The organism is Streptomyces sp. bgisy100 (assembly GCF_057709105.1).
In genome coordinates this window covers 61,384-84,722 of the sequence record NZ_JBYITE010000002.1, presented here as the reverse complement: position 1 = coordinate 84,722, position 23,339 = coordinate 61,384, and the positions used below count along the sequence as shown (strand labels likewise).

Genomic DNA, 23,339 nt, shown 5'->3' with positions numbered 1-23,339 from the left:
GGCCCGGAGCGGGGGGCCGGGGTGCGGCTGCCCGGCACATGCTCTCGCCGTGCGTGCGGGCGGCCGGGAACTACCGCTGGAACACGCCCGGACCGACCTCGGCGGCCGGGGGGTCGTTCGGTATGTCCATCGGGCCCGACCAGTTCCGCAGCGGGGGCCGGCCGACGAACCGGCCGAAGAGAAGCGCGGCGGCCGTGGCGGCGAGTACCCCGGGCACCATCTCGTAGATACCGGTCCGCAACGGGCCCAGCAGCGGGTCGATCTGCTTCCACAGCACGACGGTGAGCGCGCCCGTCACGATGCCCGCCATCGCCCCGGCCCGGGTCATCCGGGGCCAGTACAGCGACAGCAGGATCACCGGGCCGAAGGCCGAGCCGAAGCCCGCCCAGGCGTACGCGACGATGTCGAGCACGGCGCCGCCGCTGAGGGCGATGGCGTAGGCGACGACGGCCACGACCACCACCGTGGCCCGGCCCACCAGCAGCAGGGACGCCTCCGAGGCCCGCCGGTTGAAGAACGCCCGGTAGAAGTCCTCGGTGAGCGTGGTCGCGGAGACCAGCAGCTGGCTGTCCGCGGTGGACTTGATCGCGGCGAGCACCGCCACCAGCAGCAGGCCCGCGATCCACGGGTTGACCAGCTGGGCGGTGAGCGCGATGAAGATCGTCTCGGGGTTGTCCAGCGGCTCGTCCAGCGCCGCGATGCCCACCAGCCCGACCAGTGACGCGCCGGCCAGCGTGACGACCACCCAGGCCACCCCGATGCGCCGGGCCCGCGGGATGTCCCGGGTGCCGCGGATGCTCATGAAGCGGACCAGGATGTGGGGCTGCCCGAAGTAGCCGAGCCCCCAGGCCAGCAGCGAGATCACGGCAACCGCGCCGAGCGGCCGGCCGGACGTCCACAGGCCGTCCTCGAAGCCCGCCTTGGCCCCCATGTCCAGCAGGGACGGGCTCCGGCCGGCGACCGCGTCACGGACGGCGTCGTAGCCGCCGAGCGCACCGATGGCGATCACCGGCAGGGCGATCGCCGCCAGGCACATCCAGGTGGCCTGCACCGAGTGCGTGACACTCACCGCCCGGAAGCCGCCGAGGAAGGTGTAGGCCACGATGACCACGGCGAAGGTGGTGAGCGCGACCTCGAAACCGCCGCCGAAGATCTCCTCGAACAGCACGCCGCCGGCGAGCAGTCCGCTCGCCACATAAACGGTGAAGAACACCACCACGACGGTCGCCGAGAGGAGACGCAGCATCCGGCTGCCGTCCTCGAACCGCTCCTCCAGATACGCCGACAGGGTCACCGAGTCGGCGGCCCGTTCGGTGTAGGTGCGCAGCCGCGGCGCGACGAGCCGCCAGTTGAGATAGGTGCCGAGGGCCAGGCCGACGGCGATCCAGGTGGCACCGATGCCCGACGCGTACACGGCCCCGGGCAGTCCCAGGAACAGCCAGCCGGACATGTCGCTGGCCCCCGCGGAGAGCGCGGCCACCGGTGCGGGCAGGCGGCGCCCGCCGAGGGCGAACTCGGAGAAACTGCTGGTCTCCTGGTACGTCCAGATGCCCACCATGACCATGGCGAGGAGGAAGATTCCAAAGGTGAGCATGACCGGTATGGTCAGAGATGTCATCCGGGTTCTCCGTCGTACGGGCGCCGCCGTGTGGATGGATCGGGTTCTCCGGGTGGAGATCTCGCGGACAGTAGAGGCTTCATGGGGCCCGGACAAGAGTTCTGGCCAGTAGCCCGGCGTCCGTGACCGGACCGCGACCCGAGGCCGGAACGGAGCCCTCCACGCCCCCTCGTCCGCCGGTGCAATTGGCGGAAGCCACAGGGCGCGGCGGGCGGGCGGGCGGCGCCGCTGGGGGAAGGTACAGAGAACGGTGCGGATGTTCGCCTCGGCGGGGTGCCATCAGCGATGATGGCCGAGGAGCCGCAGCCCGGTCCGCTCCGGATCCGGTCCTGACTCCCCACCGGCCAAGCACGTAACATCGCAGGTGAGAGAGTTAGCATGCGTTTCCTCAATGATCAGAAGCCGCCGTACGACCTGACGTACGACGATGTCTTCATGGTGCCGAGCCGCTCCTCCGTGGGGTCCCGCCAGGCCGTGGACCTGTCCGCGCCCGACGGCACCGGGACCACCATTCCGCTCGTGGTCGCCAACATGACCGCGATCGCCGGCCGCCGGATGGCCGAGACCGTCGCCCGGCGCGGCGGGCTCGTGGTGATCCCGCAGGACATCCCGCTCGATGTCGTCACCGACGTCATCGGCTGGGTCAAGCAGCGCCATCACGTGCTCGACACCCCGATCGTGCTCGCTCCGACCGCGACCGTCGCCGACGGCCTGGCCCTGCTCCCCAAGCGGGCGCACGGCGCGGGTGTCGTCGTCGAGGACGGCCGGCCCGTCGGCGTGGTGACCGAGTCGGACCTCACCGGCGTCGACCGCTTCACCCAGCTGTCCGAGGTCATGTCCCGGGAGCTGCTGGTGCTCGACGCGGACATCGACCCGCGCAAGGCCTTCAACCGTCTCGACGCCGCGCACCGCAAGCTGGCGCCCGCCGCCGACCGGGACGGCCGGCTCGTCGGCATCCTCACCCGCAAGGGCGCGCTCCGGGCCACCCTGTACACCCCGGCCACGGACGCCGACGGCAAGCTGCGGATCGCCGCCGCGGTGGGCGTGAACGGCGATGTCGCGGGCCGTGCCAAGGCGCTGCTCGAAGCCGGAGTGGACACGCTCGTCGTCGACACCGCCCACGGTCACCAGGAGTCGATGATCACCGCGCTGAAGGCGGTGCGCGGCCTCGACCCGCAGGTGCCGGTCGTGGCGGGCAACGTGGTGGCCGCCGAGGGCGTCCGTGACCTGGTCGAGGCCGGCGCGGACATCGTCAAGGTCGGGGTCGGGCCGGGCGCCATGTGCACCACCCGGATGATGACCGGTGTCGGCCGGCCGCAGTTCTCCGCCGTGCTGGAGTGCGCCGCCGAGGCGCGGCGGCTCGGCAAGCACGTCTGGGCGGACGGCGGGGTCCGGCACCCGAGGGATGTCGCGATGGCGCTGGCCGCGGGGGCGTCCAACGTGATGGTCGGTTCCTGGTTCGCCGGGACCTACGAGTCGCCCGGCGACCTCCAGCACACCGCCGACGGCCGCCCCTACAAGGAGAGCTTCGGCATGGCCTCCGCACGTGCCGTGCGGAACCGCACCAGCGAGGAATCGGCGTACGACCGGGCGCGCAAGGGCCTGTTCGAGGAGGGCATCTCGACGTCCCGGATGTTCCTGGACCAGGCGCGCCCCGGGGTCGAGGACCTCATCGACTCGATCATCGCGGGCGTCCGCAGCTCCTGCACCTACGCGGGCGCGGACTCGCTGGAGGAGTTCCACGAGCGGGCCGTCGTCGGTGTCCAGAGCGCCGCGGGCTACGCGGAGGGCAAGCCGCTGCACGCCAGCTGGAGCTGACGCTCCGTTCCGCTGCCTGAAAGGCCGGTGGCCTGCCACCGGCCTTTCAGGCGTCCATGGGCGGTGTGGCCGGCCTTCCCGCCGCGGGCCGCCGGGCCGGGCGGGGAGAGAACCCTGCCCGGCCCGGCGGTACTTCTGCCGGTCGTCTGTCGTCGGGGACGACTTGCCGGTCAGTGGCGGATCAGTGGGCGGCGGCGCCGGTGTCCACCAGCCGGTCCGGGGCCGGCAGCCCGGCCAGGCCCGGCGGCAGCGCCGTCGTGTGCACGACGCCCAGCCGCTGGGTCGCCCGGGTGAGTGCGACGTACAGGTCGTTCACCCCGAACTCCGCCGGCTCCGCCACGATCACCGTGTCGAACTCCAGCCCCTTGGCCTGACGCGGGTCGAGCAGAACGACCGGACTGGTCAGGTCGGGGACCGGGCCCGACGAGGCATCCGGCAGGGCCGCCGCCAGCGCGGCGATCCGGCCCGCCGGGGCGATCACGGCGGTCCGCCCGTCGTCGCGGCGCTCCCGCGCCACGGCATCGGCGGCCGCGCGCGGCAGGTCCTCCGCGCGCACCGCCCAGGGGCGGGCGTCCGTGGACCGGATGGAGCGCGGTGGCTCGAAGGACGGGTCCGCCGCCCGGGCCACCTCGGCCGCGACCTCCATGACGGGGGCGGGCGTGCGGTAGTTGACGCCCAGCCGGACATGCTCCCAGCGGTCACCCACATACGGCGCGAGGATCGCCTCCCACGACCCGCAGCCACCGGGCTCCGCGGTCTGCGCCGGGTCGCCGACCAGCGTCATCGAACGGGTCGGGCAGCGCCGCATCAGCAGCCGCCACATCATCGCGGACAGCTCCTGCGCCTCGTCGACGATGATGTGGCCGAACGCCCAGGTCCGGTCGGCGGCGGCGCGCTCGGCGGCGCTGCGGTGGTCGGCCTCCTCGTGGCGTTCGGCGAGCCGCTCCGCGTCGACCAGGTCGTGCGCGGCCAGCACCTCGGAGTCCTCGTCGTCGCGGTCCTCGAACTCCTGGGTGCGGGAGCCGTACGACAGGTCGAGCACCCCCTGGGCGTACTGGATCCGCTCCTGCCGCTCCGCCTCGGCCAGCGCCCGCGCCGCGGAGTCGTCCTCGCCCAGCAGCTCCGCCGCCTCGTCGAGCAGCGGGACGTCCGCGGGAGTCCAGGCGCCGTCGGTGCGGCGGATCGCGTCCGCGTCGGCGTCGGGGAGGTGGACCGGGTCGGCGAGGAAGTCCGCGACCAGCTGCTGCGGGGTGATCATGGGCCACAGCTCGGCGATGGCGTCCCGGACGTCGGCGCTCGCGGCAATCGCCTTGCCCAGCTGGGCGATGTCGTCCGGACCGAGGAGATTCGGTCCGCCGAAGGGGTCGGCGCCGATCCGCTCGGTCAGCTGCGCCGTCAGTGCGTCGATGACACGGAACGCGAAGTGCGGGCGGGCGAGATTGTGCGGCAGCCGGGTCGCGCGCGCCGCCTCCCGCGCCCGGGACACCAGCTCGGCGTCGAGCCGGAGTTCGCCGTCGTCGTGCTCGATCACGGTCTCCGGGCCGGGGAGCAGCTGCCGGTCCGCCACGAAGCGCGCCAGCGCGTCGGCCATCGCGGTGCCGCCCTTCACCGCGGCGGCCTCGGGGGAGTCGGTCCCGGTCGCGGTCACCCCGGGGAACAGCTCACCCGGCGTGGCCATCAGGACGCCCGTCTCGCCGAGCGAGGGCAGCACGGCCGCGATGTAGCCCAGGAAGGTCGGGTTGGGGCCGACGACCAGCACCGCCCGCCGGGCCAGCAGCTCCCGGTGCGCGTACAGCAGGAACGCGGCCCGGTGCAGCGCGACCGCGGTCTTCCCGGTGCCGGGACCGCCCTCGACGACGAGAGCACCGTGGTGCGGGGCCCGGATGATCCGGTCCTGCTCGGCCTGGATGGTCTGCACGATGTCCTGCATCCGGCCGGTCCGCGCCGCGCCCAGCGCCGCGAACAGCACGGCGTCGTCGTCGCCCTCGTGCCCGGTGCGCTCGGGGTCGGCGAGGTCCAGGATTTCGTCGTGCAGACCGGTGACCTGGCGTCCCTCGGTGGTGATGTGACGCCGGCGGCGCAGCCCCATCGGGGTGTGCCCGGTGGCGAGGTAGAACGGGCGCGCCACGTCGGCCCGCCAGTCGAGGACGAGCGGCGTGCGGTCCGCGTCGTCGCGCCGGATGCCGATCCGGCCGATGTGGTGGTCCCGGCCGTCACGGAAGGCGAGCCGGCCGAAGCAGAGCCCGTGCTCACCGGAGTCGAAGGCGGCCAGCAGCCCGGACTGCTCGGCCACCAGCACATCGCGCTCGATCCGCGCCTGGAACGTGCTGCCGGTCGGGGCCAGCGCTTCCCGCACCGCCGACTCGGCCCCGTCGCGCAGCTCGGCGAGGCGTTCATGAAGCAGATTCAGGAATTCCTGCTCGTCCTGCAATTCCGCGTTTGACAATTCAGCTCCCGCCCGGATATGATGACTTCATCAAGCTTTTCCATGTCCTTCTTTTCTGAAGGCATGGAATCCCTTAATATCGCAGAGAAAAGCCCCGGCCGTCAAATGTGGTCCGGGGCTTTTGTGGCGGTGGGGGCGGTGCGCTTCCGCTGCGTCCGGTCGTCGCCGGGCCTCTCGTCCACGGATTCCGAGGTTCCGGGATTCCGGGGGCGGTGCATTCTGTGGTCCGCCGGTTTCGGGGCGCCGGCGACGGCGCTCGACCGGTGCGCAACCGGCCGCCGACTTGCCGTTCGGAGCGGCCGGCCCCGCCACGTACACCTCCGCCGCACACGCCCCTGCCGCATACGCCTCCGCCCGTCCGTTCCGCGCCGCGTCCGTTCCGCGGCGGACGGGGCGTCACACCGGCGGTGCGAAGCCCGCGTTCCGCAGGGCGGTGACGACGGCAGCGGCGAGTCGCGCATGCCCGGCATCGTTCGGATGCACACCGTCCACCAGGTGGTCCTGTCCCAGCAGCGGGGCGCCCGGCAGGAGCGCCAGGTGCTTGTCGCCGGCCGCGACGCGTTCGTTCACCGCCGACTCCAGGGAGTCGCGGAGTTCGGACAGCGTGGCCCCGGCGTCGTTCGGCCGGTCCTCGGCCTCCGGGCGGAGCACCGGGGAGACCACGAGCAACGGGGTGTCCGGCCGGTGCTCTCGTATCAGCGCCAGGAAGAGCCGGGTCGTCTCGCGCAGCAGGTCCGACGAGTGCGGGACGGCGGACCAGCAGTTGGTGCCGAAGGCCAGGGTCAGCACCTCGGCGGGCAGCGCCGCCAGCTGTTCGGCGCAGGCCAACTCGCCGCGGCCCGCGCCCGCGTAGCCGAGGTTGGTGTGGTCCAGCCCCAGGGTGCGGGCGGCCACCGCCGTCCAGGCCAGGGAGGGGCGGCTCGCGAACCAGCCCTCGGTGATCGAGTCGCCGTACACCGCCCAGCGGGGCCGCGGCGGTGCCGGGGCCACCGTTCCGGTGGCCGGGCCCGCGGTCCGTCCGGCAGCCGGACGGACGCCGAGCAGTCGGGGGGAGAGGGACTCGGGCAGGTGGAGGGTGAAGGGGCCCGCACCGCCGGGCAGCGGCACGCGCACGGTCGCGTCCGCGCAGGGGCGGGCGGGGATCCGGACGAGTGCTGCGCCGGACCGCCGGAGTTCGAAGGCCGGAGCCGGGTCGCGCAGTTCCTCCGCCGGGCCCGGTTCGCCCGCCGCGTACCGCACCTCCAGGGCGGTCGCCCCGTCCACCGTGAACTCCAGCCGGACGCCCGCCGGGATCTGCGCCCGCTCCCAGGTGTCCAGCGGCAGCCGCAGCCGGTCCTCGGGGTCGGCGCGCACCACCCGCCCCTCGTACCGCCAGGGAGCACCCCGGAGGAAGGGGTCCGGGTCGAGCCAGCCGTCGTGCATCGGTCACCGCCGTTCATCGGGTCGGAATGTCACCTCTACCCCGGAACGGCCTCCGGGCACCTGTGGCGCCGGGCGGCCCGGCCCCCGGTTCCGGTGCCGCGGTGAACCGCACCCGATTCCGGCCCCGCGGTGAACTGCCCCCGGAATGCGGGATTTCCGGCCTTCTCACGGATGGCGCCGGCCACGGAAATTCGATGGTCCGCACCCCTCTCCGGTGGGACGCTGAGTCGATGGATGATGAATCGACCATTGACGATGCCGCTGTGTCCGCGTTCGTGGAGCAGGGATTTCTGCGAGTGGAGGGGGCGTTCTCCCGCGAGGTCGCGGCCGAGTGCCGGGAGATCATGTGGCGCGACATCGCCGGTGAGCCCGACGATCCGGCGACCTGGAAAGAACCGGTCGTGCGGCTCGGCTTCTACGGGCAGGAGCCCTTCCAGGCCGCCGCCGGATCGCCACGGCTCGCTGCCGCGTGCGACACCCTCGCCGGAAAAGGCCGCTGGGCGCCGCGCGGTGTCCTCGGCACCTTCCCGGTGCGCTTCCGCAGCGACGACGACCCGGGCGACGACGGCTGGCACATCGACGCGAGCTTTCCGGGGGACGACCCGGCGGACTACCTGTCGTACCGGGTGAACGTCTCGTCCAAGGGCCGCTGGCTGCTGATGCTGTTCCTCATGTCCGACGTGGGGGAGAACGACGCGCCCACGCGGATCCGCGCCGGGTCCCACCTGGACGTCGCCGCGCTCCTCGAACCCGAGGGCGAGGCCGGACTGCCGTTCATGGACCTCGCTCAACGCGCCGTGCCCGCCACCGAGCACCGGCCCGTCGCCCTGGCCACCGGCCGTGCCGGCGACGTCTACCTCTGCCACCCCTTCCTCGTGCACGCCGCCCAGGCGCACCGGGGCACCGAGCCGCGCTTCATGGCGCAGCCGCCACTGGTGCCCCGGCCGGGGGAGGACCCGAGCATCGAACGGGCCGACGGGGACCACTCGCCGGTGGAAGCCGCGATCCGCCGGGGCCTCGGACGCTGACACGGGGGCGGCGCACAGCGCCGCGGGTGCCCGCTCCGGCGAGACCGGTTTCCGCTCCGGCAAGCAGGTACGGGGACCGGTCCGGCCGTGGCGGCTCGGCCCGCGGTCCGGCTGTGGCGGTCCGGCTGCCGGCGCCCGGCCGCGAGTGGTCGGCCGACCGTCCATGCACCGGAAGCGGAAGCTCCGAACCGGCTCACCGAAGGGGGCCGAAACCCGGGCGGAATCGTGCACTCCGGAGGTCTCGCGGCACTGTGTGACGGACCGGACGCGGAGCGGTCGAATTTGCTGATTCATGCGATGACCTGCAACGATTCGCCGTGCGCGCGACCTGGGCGCAACGATGGTGCACGAATGCGCAAGGTTCGTGCATTACGGGGCGGAGCGCCCAGCTCATAGGGTCGTGCGCTGTACGTGGAGTGGCGGGGACCGTCTGCTCGGCGGTCTCCTCTCAGCTGCGGGCTCCTCTGCCGTGCCCGCACGGACCCGCCGCTGGGTCGCCGCCGCCTGACCGGCAGCGATGAAGGAGCCACCCCAAGTGTTGGACCACGGTTCAGCCCCAACCGCCGAGGACCGCGACCCGTCGCGGCCGGCGCCCGCAGGCTTCGGTGCCCGCCTCGTGCGACGCAAGCCCGTAGAACGTCTGGTGGCCGAGGGCGGCCAGGGCGAGGGCGGCTCGCTGCGGCGCTCGCTCGGCATGTGGCAGCTGACGATGATCAGCATCGGTGCCACCCTGGGCACCGGCATCTTCGTGGTTCTCGGCGAGGCCGTGCCGAAGGCCGGCCCCGCGGTCACCATCTCCTTCATCATCGCGGGCCTCACCGCGCTGTTCTCGGCGCTCTCCTACGCCGAGCTGGCGGGCACCATCCCGGTCTCCGGCTCCTCGTACTCCTACGCCTACGCCACCCTCGGCGAACTCGTCGCCTGGGTCTGCGGCTGGTGCCTGATCCTCGAGTACGGGGTGTCCGTCGCGGCCGTGGCCGTCGGCTGGGGCGAGTACCTCAACGAACTGCTCAACGGGACGCTCGGCTTCACCATCCCCGACGCGCTCGCCGCCCCGCCCGGCGACGGCGGCATATTCAACCTGCCCGCGCTGCTCGTCGTGCTGCTCTCCATGGCGTTCCTGCTCGGCGGTGCCCGTGAGTCCGCCCGCGCCAACGCGATCATGGTCGCGGTGAAGATCGCCGCGCTGGTGCTCTTCTGCGCCGTGGCCTTCGCCGGCATCCGTGCCGGCAACTACACCCCCTTCATGCCGCTCGGCATGGCGGGTGTCAGCGCCGCGGGCGCCACGCTCTTCTTCTCCTACATCGGCTTCGACGCCGCCTCCACCGCCGGTGAGGAGGCCAAGGACCCCAAGCGCGACCTGCCGCGCGCGATCATGCTGTCGCTGATCATCGTCACCGCGCTGTACGTCCTGGTCGCCGCGGTCGCCGTCGGCGCCCGTCCGTGGAAGAAGTTCGAGGGCTCCGAGGCCGCCCTCGCCGGGATCATGAACGACGTCACGGGGCAGAGCTTCTGGGGTGTCCTGCTCGCCGCGGGCGCCGTCATCGCCATCGCCAGCGTCGTCCTGACCGTGCTCTACGGCCAGACCCGCATCCTGTTCGCGATGTCCCGGGACGGCCTGGTGCCGAAGGTGTTCTCCAAGGTCAACCCGCGCAGCGGCAACCCCCGCGCGAACACCGTGATCGTCTCGCTCTTCTGCGGCGTGCTCGCCGCCGCCATCCCGCTCGGCCAGCTGGCCGACGCCACCAGCATCGGCACCCTCTTCGCCTTCGCCCTGGTGAACATCGCGGTGATCGTGCTGCGCCGCACCCGGCCGGAGATGGACCGCACCTTCCGGGTGCCGCTGTCCCCGCTGCTGCCGCTGATCGGCTTCGGCTTCTGCGTGTACAACATGTTCAGCCTGGACTCCGTGACCTGGGCGGTCTTCGGAGCGTGGATGGCCGCCGGCCTTGTGTTCTACTTCGGATACGGCATGCGCCGTTCCCGATTGGCCACAGCAGAGAAGTGATCCACCCGCAGTGCGACTGAACGAACTCGACGAACGCATCGTCCACGCCCTCGCCGAGGACGCCCGCCGCAGCTACGCCGACATCGGCGCGGAGGTCGGCCTGTCCGCGCCCGCCGTCAAGCGGCGCGTGGACCGGCTGCGGGAGCAGGGAGCCATCACCGGCTTCACGGTGCGCGTCGACCCCGCCGCGCTCGGCTGGGAGACCGAGGGCTTCATCGAGATCTACTGCCGTCGGAACACCTCGCCCGAGTCGATCCACCGCGGCCTGTCGCGCTACCCGGAGGTGGCGTCCGCGTCGACCGTGACCGGTGACGCGGACGCCATCGTCCAGGTCTTCGCCTCCGACATGCGCCACTTCGAGCGGGTGCTGGAACGCATCGCCGGGGAGCCGTACGTGGAGCGGACCAAGTCGGTGCTCGTCCTCTCCCCGCTGCTGCGCCGCTACAGCTCGGGTTCGCCCGCCTGACCGGCCGCCGGCCGCGCCCCGTCACCGGAATCCTTCCCTCCCCGAGTACGCCGCCGTCCCACGGGATACCCGGACGGGTGTGGTGATCCGCCACGGGAATCCGCCGGGAAGGGGCCGCGTCCGTGTACTTCGTCGACACGCTGAGGACCGAGGGGCTGGGCAACCACAGCTACCTGGCGGGCGGGCGCCGGACCGCCGTTGCGGTCGATCCACCGCGTGACATCGACCGGGTGATCGCCGCCGCCGCGCGCCGCGGCGTGCGGATCGGCCTGGTCGTCGAGACCCATGTGCACAACGACTACGTCACCGGCGGGCTGGAGCTCGCCCGCACGACGGGCGCCCGCTACCTGGTGCCCGCGGGGGCCACGGTGGCGTACGCCCGGGAGCCGGTCGCCGACGGGGACACCGCCGCCGTCGACGTGGGGCTGGAGCTGCGGGCGCTGGCGACCCCCGGCCACACGCCGCACCACACCGCGTACGTCCTCGCCGAGGACGGCCGGGCGGTGGCCGCGTTCACCGGCGGCTCCCTGCTCATCGGTGCCGTGGGCCGCACCGACCTGGTCGACCCCCGGCTGACCGAGCCGCTGGCCCGAGCGCAGCACGCCTCCGCGCACCGGCTCGCCGACGAACTGGCCGACGAGGTGCCCGTACTGCCGACCCACGGCTTCGGCAGCTTCTGCTCCTCCTCGCCGGTGACCGGCGACGAGACCACCATCGGCGCCGAGCGCCGGCGGAACGCCGCGCTGCTGGAGGACGTGGACAGCTTCGTCACCGCCCTGCTGGCCGGCCTGGACGACGTGCCCGCCTACTACGCCCACATGGGCCCGGCCAACGCGGAAGGGCCGCCGCCGGTCGATCTGACACCGCCGCGGCCCGCCGACGCCGCCCTGATCGCGGACCGGCTGGCCGCCGGGGAGTGGGTGGTCGATCTGCGCAACCGGGTGGCGTTCGCCGACGGCCACGTCGCCGGGACGCTGAACTTCGAGGGCGACGGGCAGCTCGCCACCTATCTGGCCTGGCTGATCCCCTGGGGGAAGCCGGTCACCCTGCTCGCCGAGACACCGGAGCAGATCGCCGACGCCCAGCGCGAACTGGTCCGCGTCGGCATCGACCGACCCGCGGCGGCCGCCACCGGCGGCCCCGCCGACTGGCTGCGCGACGGCGAGGCACCCCGGTCCTTTCCCCGCGCCGGGTTCGCGGATCTGGCCGCGCTCCGGGCACGCGGGGCGGCGGACGTGGTGGTCCTCGACGTGCGCCGGGCGTCGGAGCGGGCCGAGGAGCGGATCGACGGCGCGGTGCACATCCCCGTCCACGAACTCCACGGCCGCCTGGGCGAGGTGCCGCCGGGCACCGTGTGGGTGCACTGTGCGAGCGGCCTGCGCGCGGCGATCGCCGCCTCCCTGCTGGACGCGGCCGGGCGGGACGTGGTCGCCGTCGACGACGGCTTCGACGCGGCGGGGCAGGCGGGCCTGCCGGTTCACCGGGCGGCCCGTGCCTGATCCGTCGTCCGGCCCGATCCGTTGTCCGGGCCGCGCCCCCGGCCTGTGCCGACGTGCTGACCGTCCCTGCCCGCCCGGCTTCCTGCGCCGCCGGACCGGTTGGTTCGTCCGTAAGGACACCGCTCCGACGGCCCGGCACCCGCTTCGGATGCGGCCGTCGGAGCGAGCCCGCGGTGAAAGGGGTGAATGCCTACAGAGGTGACAGAGTGGCCCAAGGTGCCGCCGGGGCCGGAGTGACGTTCGTCATTTTGGCCGCCACCAGCGCATATTCCCTGCTCCCCGGCCGGATACGGTGCGGGTCCGGGTACGGTGACCCAGCGATCGCCGAGGCCCGGGACCCTGCCTCCCGCACCCGTACCAGCCCCCCGGGGAGATCATGCGCCGGCGTTCTGGCCAACCCACCATCCGCACCCGGATCGTGACCCTGACCCTGATCCCCACGGCCGCGCTGCTCGGTCTGTGGACGTTCGCCATGGTGACGATGACCGGGGACCTGCGGGCGCTGATCCGTCTGCAGGGGGTGTACGAGCAGTTCGGCACCCCGGTGGACACCGCGGTCGGCCAGATCCAGATCGAACGGCGGCTGTCCGCCGAGTACCTGGGCGCCCGGAACGGCACCATGCGGGTGGCCGATCTGACGAAACAGCAGCGCCGCACCGACGAGGCCGTGCGCGCCATGCGGGTCGCCCTGGGGCACCCGGAGCGGGTGGAGGGGCTCACCGAGCGCCAGCGCTCCTCCCTGGGCGCGATGGTGGACGCCGTGGACGGACTGCCCGCGCTCCGTGAGCGGGTGATCGACCGCAAGGTGAGCTGGGACCACGCCGTCGACGGCTACACCGAGATGGTCGAACCGACCTTCGCCGTCCAGTCCTCACTGACCGCGCTCCAGGCCGGACACCTCGCCCGCGAGGCGCAGGTCGTCGTCGAGCTCGTCCGGGTGCGGGAGTTCGTGTCCCGGGAGGACGCCCTCGTGGCGGGGGCGCGGGCCGCCGGACGGTTCGACGCCCGGCAGTACCACGAGCTCACCGCCACCATCGAGGACCGGCGGGTGTTCCAGCGGACCTATGTCCCGGCCCTGCCGGAGGACTCCCGCGCGATGTTCGACGCATTCGAGCGCGGCCGTTCCTACCGTTCCCTCACCGCAGCCGAGGACACCCTGCTGACGGTGGGCCGGGAGCGCGCCGGAAGGGCCGTCGCCGCCAACTCGTGGCGCACCACCACGGACCGCGCGGTCGACCGCTATATGCAGCTGTGCAGCGACGCCGCCCGGAACGCCGCGGCCCGCGGCCGGGGCTTCGCCGGCGAGGAACTGCTCCGGTCCGGTGTCGCGGGCGGCGTCGGGCTGGCAGCGGTGGGCCTGTCCCTCTGGCTGTCGGTCCGCACCGGCCGCCGGATCGCCCGTCGCCTCGAGGACCTGCGGGACGCCGCCGATGTGCTGGCGACCCGTCAGCTCCCCGATGTGATGGCCCGGTTGAGCGCCGGTGAGGAGGTCGACGCCGCGGCCGCGGCCCCGCCGCTGTTCTACGGCGACGAGACGGCCGGGAAGGATGAGCTCGGCCAGCTCGGCAGCGCGCTGAACACCGCGCGCCGGGCCGCCGTGGAAGCGGCGGTCAAGCAGGCGAGCCTGCGCAAGGGCGTCTTCGCCGTGCTGCTGAACATCGCCCGGCGCAACCAGGCACTGGTGCACCGGCAGTTGAAGCTCGTCGATACCCTGGAACGCCGGACCAACGACCCCGATGTGCTCCAGGAGCTCTTCCGTATCGACCATCTGACGACCCGGATGCGACGGCACGCCGAGGGCCTGATCATCCTCTCCGGCGCGGCCCCCGGCCGCCGGTGGCGCAAGCCGGTCCCGGTGGTCGAGGTGGTCGGCGCGGCGGCCGGGGAGATCGAGGACTACGCGCGGGTGGTCGTGCCGCCCATGCCGGCGGTGGGCGTCGTCGCCGAGGCCGTGGCCGACGTCGTGCACCTGATCGCGGAACTCATCGAGAACGCCACGGTCTTCTCGCCGCCCCACACCCAGGTGACCATGCGGCTCGGGGACGCCCGGCACGGCGTCGTGCTGGAGATCGACGACCGTGGACTCGGCATGGACATCGCCGAACTGGAGGAGGCCAACCGCACCCTGGCGCGGGCCGGCGACTTCGACCCGGCGCAGACCGAGCGGCTGGGGCTGTACGTGGTCGGCCGGCTCGCGGGCCGGCACGGCATCGGGGTGACCCTCTGCCGGTCCCCGTACGGCGGCACCACGGCTGTGGTGCTGCTGCCGCACACGATCCTCGCCGAGCTGCCCGCGGAGGGGCGGGGCGAGCCGCGGGCCGGCCGGAAGGGCATGCCCGCGAAGGACGCCCGGGCCGTGGCGGGGAACGCCCCGGAGGGCGACCGTGCGCCGGGCGGCCCTGCCGCCGTGCCGGAGCCGGCGGGCGGGGACGACCGGGCCGGCGCAGCGTCGGGCGCCGGGACCGCCGCGCCCGCGGGGCGCGGCACCACATCCGCCGAGCCCACCGAGGTCACCGAGCCGACTGAGCCGCCCGAGCCCACCGAGGCCGCAGGACCCGGCGCGTCCGCCGAGCCCGCATCCGCCGAACCGGCACCCGCCGAGCCCGCGCCGGAGGAGCCCGTCCCGGACGGCTCCGCACCTGCCGAGCCGTCCGGAACGGACGGGCCAGGCGCCGCTCCGGCCGTTGAACACCATGGGCTTCCCCGGCGTATGAAGAGGCCGGAGCCCCTCCCGCAACGCGAGGCACCCGCCGCGGAGGCGTCCACGGACGCCGCCGGGACGACGACCGAGCGGACCGGGAGCGCGGGCTCCGGCAAACTGCCCACCCGGATCCGCCAGGCCAGCCTGGCGCCCCAGCTGCGCACCGACACCCGGGCGCAGCCGGGGGGATCCTGGGGGGAGAGCACGACGGAGGGCCGGGGCGGAGAGGACAGCGGCGGAGAGGTCTCACCGGAGGAAATGGGCGCGATTTTCGGCGCCTTCCAGCGCGGACTCAGGCGGGGACGCGACAGTGAACCGCAGCAGCCGGACACCGACCACGGGAGCGAACAATGACAGGCGAGACGCCGAACACCCCTGCCACGACAGGTGAATTCGACTGGCTGCTCGACGATCTGGTGGCCCGCACCGACCATGTGCGCCAGGCCGTGCTGCTCTCCTCGGACGGGCTCGCCACCAGCTCCTCCGAGGGCATGCCCACCCAGGACATCGAGCACCTCGCCGCGGTCTGCTCCGGCTTCCACAGCCTCGCCAAGGGCGTGAGTGAACGGTTCGGCGCCGGATCGGTGCGGCAGACCATGGTCATGCTGGAGGACGCGTACCTCTTCGTCACCCAGGCCGGTGACAGCAGCTGCCTGGCGGTGCTCGCCGATGTGCAGACCGACGTGGGGCAGCTCGGCTACGAGATGTCACTGCTCGTCAAGCGGGCCGGCCGCCACATGGCCGCTCCCGCGCGCTCGGCGTCCGAGGCCGCCGGGAGATGACGGAATCCGACGACGGGGCGGCGCACTGGTACGAGGACGAGACCGGGCCCATGGTGCGCCCCTACACCGTGACCCATGGCCGGACCCGTCCCGACACCGACCACCCCATCGACCTGATGGCACCGATCACGGCCGTGGAGGAGGCCGAGCCGGAGCAGGCGCTCGACCATGCCCGGACCTCGCTGCTGAAGCTGATCCGGCGCGGTTCCCGCCCGCTCGCCGAGCTCGCCGCCGACGCCGACCTGCCCCTCACCGTCGTCCGGGTCCTGCTGGGTGACCTGGTCGACGCCGGGCTGGTCCGGATCGGCGCGGCCACCACCCCCGCCGACCGGCCCGACGCCGGGCTGCTCCGCGAGGTCGTCGCACGGCTGCGCGAGCTGTAGCACAACGATTCACCGCGAAGGCGCCACCTCGCGCAATGGATCGTGCGGCAGTGGCAATGGACGTGCCTTGTCCGGCTGTGAACGCGGACCGTACCGTCGATGCGTCACCCCGACAGACCCGCACGTCCCAGCAAAGAGGTTCCATGGCGCCGCTGCGCATCGCGCTGTTCCAAGGCCCCGGCGGCGTCCCGCACACCCGCGAGGACAGCCTGGCCGCGCTCGCCGACGCCGCCCGGCAGGCGGCCGGGGCCGGTGCCCGGCTACTGGTCACCTCCGAGCTGTACCTCACCGGGTACGCCGTCGGCGACGCCCTGCCGGACCTCGCCGAGGAGGCCGACGGCCCCTCCGCCCGGCGCGTCGCGGAGATCGCCGCCGAGCACGGGGTGGCCATCGTCTACGGCTACCCGGAGCGCGGCGGCTCCGCCCTGCACAACGCGGCCCAGCTGATCGGCGCCGACGGCACCCGTCTCGCGAACTACCGCAAGACCCACCTCTTCGGCGACTTCGAGACCGGATCCTTCGTCCCCGGCGACCGGGCGGTCGTTCAGGCGGACCTCGACGGCGTCCGCGTCGGCCTGCTGATCTGCTACGACGTCGAGTTCCCGGAGAACGTCCGGGCGCACGCCCTGGCCGGCACCGAGCTGCTGCTCGTCCCCACCGCGCTGATGCGCCCGTACGAGATCGTGGCGCAGACGGTGCTGCCGACCCGTGCCTGGGAGAGCCAGCTCTACATCGGGTACGCCAACCGCTGCGGCCCCGAGGGCGACTTCGACTTCGCCGGGCTGAGCTGCCTCGCCGCGCCCGACGGGACGGTCCGCGCCCGGGCCGGCGCCTCGGGTGACCTCGTCGTCGCCGACGTCGACCCCGAACTCCTCAAGGCCTCCCGCGCGGAGAACACCTACCTCAGCGACCGCCGCCCCGAGCTGTACGACTCGCTCGGCTGACCTCGGTCCGCCCTCACCCCCGCCAGCACGTCCCCCCCGCAGTAGGAGAGTCCCGCCGATGACGTCCACGGTGCCCACCGCCGTCCACGACGAGCAGCACGCCGAAGCCCAGGCCGAGCCCCCCATCACCATGTTCGGCCCGGACTTCCCGTACGCCTACGACGACTTCCTGGCCCACCCGGCCGGTCTCGGCTCCATACCGGCGACCGAGCACGGCGCGGAGGTCGCGGTTATCGGCGGCGGCCTGTCCGGCGTCATCGCGGCCTACGAGCTGATGAAGATGGGCCTCAAGCCGGTCGTCTACGAGGCGGACCGGATCGGCGGGCGGCTGCGCACGGTCGGTTTCGAGGGCTGCGACGAGAATCTGACGGCCGAGATGGGAGCCATGCGCTTCCCGCCGTCCTCCACCGCCTTCCAGCACTACATCGACCTGGTGGGCCTGGAGACCAAGCCGTTCCCGAACCCGCTGGCCCCGGACACCCCGTCGACCGTCGTCGACCTCAAGGGCGAGTCCCACTACGCCACCTCGGTCGAGGAGCTGCCCGAGGTGTACACCCAGGTGATGAACGCCTGGAACGCCTGCCTCGACGAGGGCGCCGACTTCTCGGACATGCAGCGGGCCCTGCGCGAGCGCGACGTCCCGCGGATCCGGGAGATCTGGGCCCGGCTGGTGGAGAAGCTGGACAACCAGACCTTCTACGGCTTCCTCTGCGAGTCGGAGGCCTTCAAGTCCTTCCGGCACCGGGAGATCTTCGGCCAGGTCGGCTTCGGCACCGGCGGCTGGGACACCGACTTCCCCAACTCCATCCTGGAGATCCTGCGCGTCGTCTACACCGGCGCCGACGACGACCACCGCGGCATCGTCGGCGGCAGCCAGCAGCTCCCGCTGCGGCTGTGGGAGCGCGAGCCGGAGAAGATCGTCCACTGGCCGTACGGCACCTCGCTGCAGGCGCTGCACGGCGGGGACCCGCGCCCGGCCGTGACCCGGCTGCACCGCACGTCGGGCAACCGGATCACCGTCACCGACGCCACCGGCGACATCCGCACCTACCGCGCGGCGATCTTCACCGCGCAGAGCTGGATGCTGCTGAGCAAGATCGACTGCGATGACTCGCTCTTCCCCATCGACCACTGGACGGCGGTGGAGCGCACCCACTACATGGAGTCCTCCAAGCTGTTCGTCCCGGTGGACCGGCCGTTCTGGCTGGACAAGGACGAAGACACCGGCCGCGACGTGATGAGCATGACGCTCACCGACCGCATGACCCGCGGCACCTACCTGCTGGACAACGGGCCGGACGAGCCCGCCGTCATCTGCCTCTCCTACACCTGGTGCGACGACAGCCTCAAGTGGCTGCCGCTGAACGCCAACGAGCGGATGGAGGTCATGCTCAAGTCGCTGTCGGAGATCTATCCGAAGGTCGACATCCGCAAGCACATCATCGGCAACCCGGTGACGGTGTCCTGGGAGAACGAGCCCTACTTCATGGGCGCCTTCAAGGCCAACCTGCCCGGCCACTACCGCTACCAGCGGCGGCTGTTCACCCACTTCATGCAGGACCGGCTGCCCGAGGACAAGCGGGGCATCTTCCTGGCCGGCGACGACATCTCCTGGACGGCGGGCTGGGCCGAGGGCGCGGTGCAGACGGCCCTCAACGCGGTCTGGGGCGTGATGCACCACTTCGGCGGGGAGACCGACGCCACCAACCCCGGCCCCGGCGACGTGTACGACGAGATCGCGCCCGTCGAGCTGCCGGAGGACTGACCGGCACCGCCGGCCGTGACCCCGGGCCGCCGCCACGTGACCGACGCGGCGGCGGCCCGTATCCATGCCCCGGGGCCGAGCGGGACCCGGGGCCGGCGTGCACGGGGGCTCCGGGCGGCCGGACCGGGCGGGTACCGAGGGTCAGCGCAGCGGCGTCAGCAGGAAGCGCCCGACCAGGCCCACCCCTTCGTCGATCCGCTCGGTGAACTCCCCGGCCAGCTCCTCCAGATGACGCAGGCTCCACAGCACCCGCGCCGCCGCCCAGGCGCCGGTGCGGGCCCGCTCCAGACTCCACGACCCGGCCAGATGGGTCATCGGGTCGGCGATGTCCAGCAGGTCCGGACCGGGCATCAGATCCTCCCGGATCCGCTCCTCCAGGGCCTCCAGCACATCGCCGACCCGCTCGAAGTCGGCTTCCAGCGCCGCCGGTTCGCAGTCCAGCGCATGGCAGGTGTCGACCACGGCCAGCGCCAGATCGTGCCCCACATGGGCGTTGACCCCGGCGAGGGCGAACTGCAGCGGGTGCACCCCCGGATGACGGCGGTGCCGGAAGAGCGGCCGCCAGCACGCCGGGGCCCGGAGCCCGGCCGTCTCGGCGTCCACCGCCGCCAGATAGCGGCGGGCGAAGCGGGCCGCCAGCTCCGAGGCGAGGAACGGGGTCCGGAACCAGCCCGTGGACCCGCGCCGGGCGATCTCCTCGGTGACCGTCAGATAGACCCGGTTGAAGACGGCGACGCCGTCCCGCTCCGGCAGCGCCGCGTCCAGCACACGCATCCGCGCGGCGACCTTGCCCAGCGCGGGGGAGACCTCGTCGGCCGGCGCCCGGAAGGCGTGCCCGCCCAGCGCCGGGGAGGAAGGGGAGCGCGTTGTCGTCATGCGCACAGGGTGACAGGACGTACCGGCGGAAACGGCCCTTACGGAACAGTGTGACCGGAACGGCGTAACCGGGGGTATCGTGCGCTCCCACCTCGGCCCCCTGCCGCCCCGGCTCCGGCCCACGCCTGCGCGGGCCGACGTCCGTCCGCCGGGGCCTCCCGCACCGGCTTCCGGACCCCCGGGGTGACCCGGGCGGTGCGGCGGCGGAGACGCAGGCGGGCCCGATGCGGGAGAACGAGCCCGGCTGAATTACCGTGGCTCCGTTTTCGGTCGGATCGACACAGCGCCCGCTTCGGGCACGTCAGGAGTTCGCACATGCGCCTCGGAGTGGGTTGGAAGCTGCACGGTGACGGGAGGACTCCCGCTCCGGGCGCGGTGGTCCGTCCCGACGAGCGGCTGTCCTGGGGGCGCACCATCGGCCTCGGTGCCCAGCACGTGGTGGCGATGTTCGGCGCGACCTTCGTGGCACCCGTGCTGATGGGCCTCGACCCGAACCTCGCCGTCCTGGTCTCCGGCGTCGCCACGATCTTCTTCCTGCTGGTCACCCGGGGGAAGATCCCCAGCTACCTCGGCAGCAGCCTGTCCTTCGTCGGGGTCGCCGCGATCATCGCGAAGGAGGGCGGCTCCGCCGCCACCCTCACCGGCGCGCTGCTCGTCGTCGGCGCCGTGCTGTTCGCCTGCGGCATGGCCGTACGGGCGCTGGGGGCCAGGGTCATCCACGCGGTGCTGCCGCCCGCGGTGACCGGCGCGGTCGTGATGCTGATCGGCTTCAACCTGGCGCCGGTCGCCGCGGGCACCTACTGGCCCACCGACCAGTGGACGGCCCTGGCGACCCTGCTGTTCACCGGCTTCGCCCTGGTCGCGCTCCGCGGCTTCTGGAACCGGATCGCCATCTTCCTGGGGCTGGTCTTCGGCTACGTCCTCTCCTGGGTGCTGGACCGGATCTTCGGGCAGATCAACTCGCCCATCGGCGGCGGCAAGGCCGTCGACCACTGGCGGCTCGACCTCAGCGGCGTCGCCGAGGCGGACTGGGTGGGGCTGCCCACCCTGCACGCGCCCAGCTTCGAGGTGTCGGCCGTCCTCGTCGCCCTGCCGGTCGTGATCGCCCTGATCGCCGAGAACGCGGGCCATGTGAAGGCGGTCGCCGAGATGACCGGCGACTCGCTGGACGACCGGATGGGCACCGCCATCGCCGCCGACGGTGCCGCGTCCGTGCTGTCGACCTCGGTCGGCGGCCCCGCGACCACCACCTACGCCGAGAACATCGGTGTGATGGCCGCCTCCCGCGTCTACTCCACGGCCGCCTACTGGGCCGCCGCCCTCTTCGCGATCCTCTTCGGGCTGTGCCCGAAGTTCGGCGCGGTCATCGCGGCCGTGCCCGGGGGCGTGCTCGGCGGCATCACCGTCATCCTCTACGGCATGATCGGCCTGCTCGGCGCCAAGATCTGGATCGAGAGCGGGGTCGACTTCGGCAACCCGCTCAACCTGGTGCCCGTCGCGGCCGGAGTGATCGTGGGCATCGGCAACGTCACCCTGGAGTTCACCGACTCGTTCTCGCTCAGCGGCATCGCGCTCGGCACCATCATCGTCCTCACCGGCTACCACGCCCTGCGGTACCTCGCCCCGGCCCACATGAAGCAGGAGAAGGCCCTGTTCGACGCCGCGGTGCCGGGCGATGAACCGGAGCGGGTGTAGTCCCTCGGCCCGCTACCGTGCCGCCCCGTTCGCCCACGCCGATCCGGCGGGGCGAACGGCCCGGGCAGTGGGGGCGGCCTGTCGAGTGGGCGGGGCGACCGGCCCGGCCCGTCGCGCCGTGGCCGCGATGGCCGCGGGAGCGCGTACGGACCTACCGTGGAGACATGTCCAGGGACGTCAGGCCACGGCCGGGCGCAACACGCCCGGACACGGCCTGCGGCGCGTGCGGGCAGCCCGTCGACACGGTGATCCGCGGACGCCGGAAGGTTCTGGGCGCCTTCGTACCGGTGTGGGGTCCGGGGCCCTGCCACAACCCCGACTGCGCCCGGAGTGAGTCCCCGCGGTCGGCCGGCCCGGGCCACGGTCGGGCCGGGGCGGAGGACACCGGCGCAGGGTCGGACGACACCGTGGCAGGGCCGGACGAGGGGCCACCCGGCCTGCGGACGCCGCCGTCCGCACCGGGAACGCCCGCCCCCGGAACGCAGCAGCCTTCGCCCGGAACGCAGCCGCCCTCGCCCTGATCCGGTGCCCTGATCCGGTGCCGGGGCGCCCGTCTCCGGTCGCCGGGGGCCGGGGGACCGGTTCGGCGTCCGGCGGCCCCGGACCCCGTCCGCATCACCGCCGCTCGGTAGGTGCCTCCCGGACCGTCGCCGCCCCCGCGCCGCGCCCCTCCGTCCGCAGCACCCCGGCCCCCAGCACCAGCCCGGAGGCCAGCACGGTGACCAGCCCGAACGACACCGTCAGGGAGGTCGCGTCGGCGATCGACCCGATCGCCGACGGGGCGAGGAGGCCCGAGGTGTAGGTGATCGTCGCGACGCCGGCGATGGACTGGCTCGGGGCGGGCCCGCGGCGGCCCGCCGCGGCGAAGGCCAGCGGCACGACGACGGCGATCCCCGTCCCGATCAGCGCGAAGCCCCCCAGGGCCACCACCGGGTGGGCGGCCAGGACGACCAGCAGCCCGCCCGCCGTCGCGAGCACCCCGCCGGCCCGTACCGTCCGCACCGGGCCGAACCGCCCCACCACGGCGTCCCCCACCAGCCGGGCCGCCGCCATGGCGCAGGCGAACGCGGTGGTCGAGGCCGCCGCGAGCCCGGCCGAGGTGCCGAGGACGTCGCGCAGATACACCGCCGACCAGTCCAGACTCGCGCCCTCCGCGAACACCGCGCAGAACCCCACCGCGCCGATCGCCAGCGCCGAGACCGGAGGCAGCGCGAAGCGCGGCGGCGGATGCTCGTCCGGGGCGCTGCGCAGATCGAGCACCCCCTGGCAGGCCGCGGCCCCGAGCACGGTGAGCACCACCGCGGCGACGGCCAGATGGGTCCGGGCGTCCACGTCGGCGTGCGCCGCGGCCGTCCCCGCGGCCGAACCGGCCAGGGCGCCGACGCTCCACATGCCGTGCAGCCCCGACATGATGGGCCGGCCGAGCCGCTCCTCGGTCTCCATTCCCGAGGGCGTTCATCGCCACATCGGCCATCCCCGCCGTGGCCCCGTAGACGAACAGTGCGCAGCACAGCGCGGGCAGCGAGGTGCTCAGCGCGGGCAGCGCCAGGGAGCCGGTCCACAGCGCGAGCAGCCCGCGCAGCGCCGCCCGGGCGCCGAAGCGGTGGCTGATCCGCCCCGCCAGCGGCATCGAGACCGAGGCGCCGATCGCGGGCAGGGCCAGCGCGACCCCCAGCTGCCCCGCACCGATGCCGGTGTGTTCCTGGATCCACGGCACCCGGGTGGCGAAGCTCCCGGTCACGGCCCCGTGGACGGCGAAGACCGCGGCGATCGCCGGCCGCGCCCGGCGGAGCCGCCACCGCGGCAGGCCGCCGTCGGGGGCCCCGGCCCCCGAGTGCGATGCGCCGACGCTCTCCATTCGGCTCATCCTCCCCACCGGGCCGGTGCC

15 protein-coding genes and 1 pseudogene are annotated in these 23,339 nt (G+C 73.3%); 11 read left to right on the top strand and 5 right to left on the bottom strand.

Annotated features, from left to right (window positions below):
- Positions 1-70: 70 nt before the first annotated feature.
- Positions 71-1,594, bottom strand: a complete 1,524-nt coding sequence (gene putP, locus AC3EQ1_RS01840) for a sodium/proline symporter PutP (protein ID WP_432092450.1) — start codon at positions 1,592-1,594, stop codon at positions 71-73.
- A 402-nt stretch (positions 1,595-1,996) separates the two neighbouring features.
- Here putP and AC3EQ1_RS01835 point away from each other — a divergent pair, with 402 nt between their 5' ends.
- Entirely contained in the window at positions 1,997-3,436 is a 1,440-nt protein-coding gene (locus AC3EQ1_RS01835; RefSeq protein WP_432092449.1) for a GuaB1 family IMP dehydrogenase-related protein, read from the top strand.
- 181 nt (positions 3,437-3,617) lie between these two features.
- On the opposite strand, the gene AC3EQ1_RS01830 is transcribed toward AC3EQ1_RS01835, so the two are convergent.
- Together AC3EQ1_RS01830 and AC3EQ1_RS01825 are read right to left on the bottom strand one after the other, a co-directional pair.
- Positions 3,618-5,882 (bottom strand): HelD family protein, encoded by a 2,265-nt coding sequence (locus AC3EQ1_RS01830; protein ID WP_432092448.1) that lies wholly within the window; start codon positions 5,880-5,882, stop codon positions 3,618-3,620.
- A 396-nt stretch (positions 5,883-6,278) separates the two neighbouring features.
- A complete protein-coding gene (locus AC3EQ1_RS01825) occupies positions 6,279-7,304 on the bottom strand; it encodes an SGNH/GDSL hydrolase family protein (protein ID WP_432092447.1) in 1,026 nt (341 codons plus the stop codon).
- 230 nt (positions 7,305-7,534) lie between these two features.
- Between AC3EQ1_RS01825 and AC3EQ1_RS01820 the strand changes: the two genes are divergently transcribed.
- From AC3EQ1_RS01820 to AC3EQ1_RS01780, 9 genes are all read left to right on the top strand, one after another.
- Positions 7,535-8,332 carry a phytanoyl-CoA dioxygenase family protein gene (locus AC3EQ1_RS01820; protein WP_432092446.1) on the top strand — a complete coding sequence of 266 codons (798 nt, stop codon included), beginning with the start codon at positions 7,535-7,537 and terminating at the stop codon, positions 8,330-8,332.
- A 535-nt stretch (positions 8,333-8,867) separates the two neighbouring features.
- The gene (locus tag AC3EQ1_RS01815; RefSeq protein WP_432092445.1) at positions 8,868-10,340 is read left to right on the top strand and encodes an amino acid permease; all 1,473 of its coding nucleotides are present in this window, start codon (positions 8,868-8,870) and stop codon (positions 10,338-10,340) included.
- 10 nt (positions 10,341-10,350) lie between these two features.
- Positions 10,351-10,806 carry an Lrp/AsnC family transcriptional regulator gene (locus AC3EQ1_RS01810; RefSeq protein ID WP_351514878.1) on the top strand — a complete coding sequence of 152 codons (456 nt, stop codon included), beginning with the start codon at positions 10,351-10,353 and terminating at the stop codon, positions 10,804-10,806.
- A 122-nt stretch (positions 10,807-10,928) separates the two neighbouring features.
- Entirely contained in the window at positions 10,929-12,305 is a 1,377-nt protein-coding gene (locus tag AC3EQ1_RS01805) for an MBL fold metallo-hydrolase (RefSeq protein WP_432092444.1), read from the top strand.
- A 418-nt stretch (positions 12,306-12,723) separates the two neighbouring features.
- Entirely contained in the window at positions 12,724-15,360 is a 2,637-nt protein-coding gene (locus AC3EQ1_RS01800) for a nitrate- and nitrite sensing domain-containing protein (protein ID WP_432092443.1), read from the top strand.
- Entirely contained in the window at positions 15,357-15,788 is a 432-nt protein-coding gene (locus AC3EQ1_RS01795; RefSeq protein ID WP_432092442.1) for a roadblock/LC7 domain-containing protein, read from the top strand. The genes AC3EQ1_RS01800 and AC3EQ1_RS01795 overlap by 4 nt, the downstream gene beginning before the upstream one ends.
- Positions 15,785-16,171: a DUF742 domain-containing protein gene (locus AC3EQ1_RS01790; RefSeq protein WP_432092441.1), complete on the top strand. Its 387-nt coding sequence runs from the start codon at positions 15,785-15,787 to the stop codon at positions 16,169-16,171. Before AC3EQ1_RS01795 ends, AC3EQ1_RS01790 begins: the two co-directional genes overlap by 4 nt.
- A gap of 143 nt (positions 16,172-16,314) precedes the next feature.
- Positions 16,315-17,115, top strand: coding sequence for a carbon-nitrogen hydrolase family protein (locus AC3EQ1_RS01785; RefSeq protein WP_432092440.1), 801 nt, complete (start codon positions 16,315-16,317; stop codon positions 17,113-17,115).
- A gap of 58 nt (positions 17,116-17,173) precedes the next feature.
- A complete protein-coding gene (locus AC3EQ1_RS01780) occupies positions 17,174-18,880 on the top strand; it encodes a flavin monoamine oxidase family protein (protein ID WP_432092439.1) in 1,707 nt (568 codons plus the stop codon).
- Positions 18,881-19,021: 141 nt separating this feature from the next.
- Here the strand turns inward: AC3EQ1_RS01780 and AC3EQ1_RS01775 are convergent, their stop codons facing one another.
- Positions 19,022-19,756 carry a DUF5995 family protein gene (locus AC3EQ1_RS01775; protein WP_432092438.1) on the bottom strand — a complete coding sequence of 245 codons (735 nt, stop codon included), beginning with the start codon at positions 19,754-19,756 and terminating at the stop codon, positions 19,022-19,024.
- 315 nt (positions 19,757-20,071) lie between these two features.
- Here AC3EQ1_RS01775 and AC3EQ1_RS01770 point away from each other — a divergent pair, with 315 nt between their 5' ends.
- Positions 20,072-21,451 carry a uracil-xanthine permease family protein gene (locus AC3EQ1_RS01770; protein ID WP_432092437.1) on the top strand — a complete coding sequence of 460 codons (1,380 nt, stop codon included), beginning with the start codon at positions 20,072-20,074 and terminating at the stop codon, positions 21,449-21,451.
- 615 nt (positions 21,452-22,066) lie between these two features.
- On the opposite strand, the pseudogene AC3EQ1_RS01765 reads toward AC3EQ1_RS01770, so the two are convergent.
- Positions 22,067-23,309: pseudogene (locus tag AC3EQ1_RS01765) on the bottom strand (MFS transporter).
- Positions 23,310-23,339 lie beyond the last annotated feature (30 nt).

Excerpts from the sequence above, each read along its gene's own strand:
- putP (WP_432092450.1), bottom strand. The coding sequence starts at position 1,594 with ATGCTCACCTTTGGAATCTTCCTCCTCGCCATGGTCATGGTGGGCATC.
- AC3EQ1_RS01835 (WP_432092449.1), top strand. The coding sequence starts at position 1,997 with ATGCGTTTCCTCAATGATCAGAAGCCGCCGTACGACCTGACGTACGAC.
- AC3EQ1_RS01825 (WP_432092447.1), bottom strand. The coding sequence starts at position 7,304 with ATGCACGACGGCTGGCTCGACCCGGACCCCTTCCTCCGGGGTGCTCCC.
- AC3EQ1_RS01820 (WP_432092446.1), top strand. The coding sequence starts at position 7,535 with ATGGATGATGAATCGACCATTGACGATGCCGCTGTGTCCGCGTTCGTG.
- AC3EQ1_RS01795 (WP_432092442.1), top strand. The coding sequence starts at position 15,357 with ATGACAGGCGAGACGCCGAACACCCCTGCCACGACAGGTGAATTCGAC.
- AC3EQ1_RS01790 (WP_432092441.1), top strand. The coding sequence starts at position 15,785 with ATGACGGAATCCGACGACGGGGCGGCGCACTGGTACGAGGACGAGACC.
- AC3EQ1_RS01785 (WP_432092440.1), top strand. The coding sequence starts at position 16,315 with ATGGCGCCGCTGCGCATCGCGCTGTTCCAAGGCCCCGGCGGCGTCCCG.
- AC3EQ1_RS01780 (WP_432092439.1), top strand. The coding sequence starts at position 17,174 with ATGACGTCCACGGTGCCCACCGCCGTCCACGACGAGCAGCACGCCGAA.
- AC3EQ1_RS01775 (WP_432092438.1), bottom strand. The coding sequence starts at position 19,756 with ATGACGACAACGCGCTCCCCTTCCTCCCCGGCGCTGGGCGGGCACGCC.
- AC3EQ1_RS01770 (WP_432092437.1), top strand. The coding sequence starts at position 20,072 with ATGCGCCTCGGAGTGGGTTGGAAGCTGCACGGTGACGGGAGGACTCCC.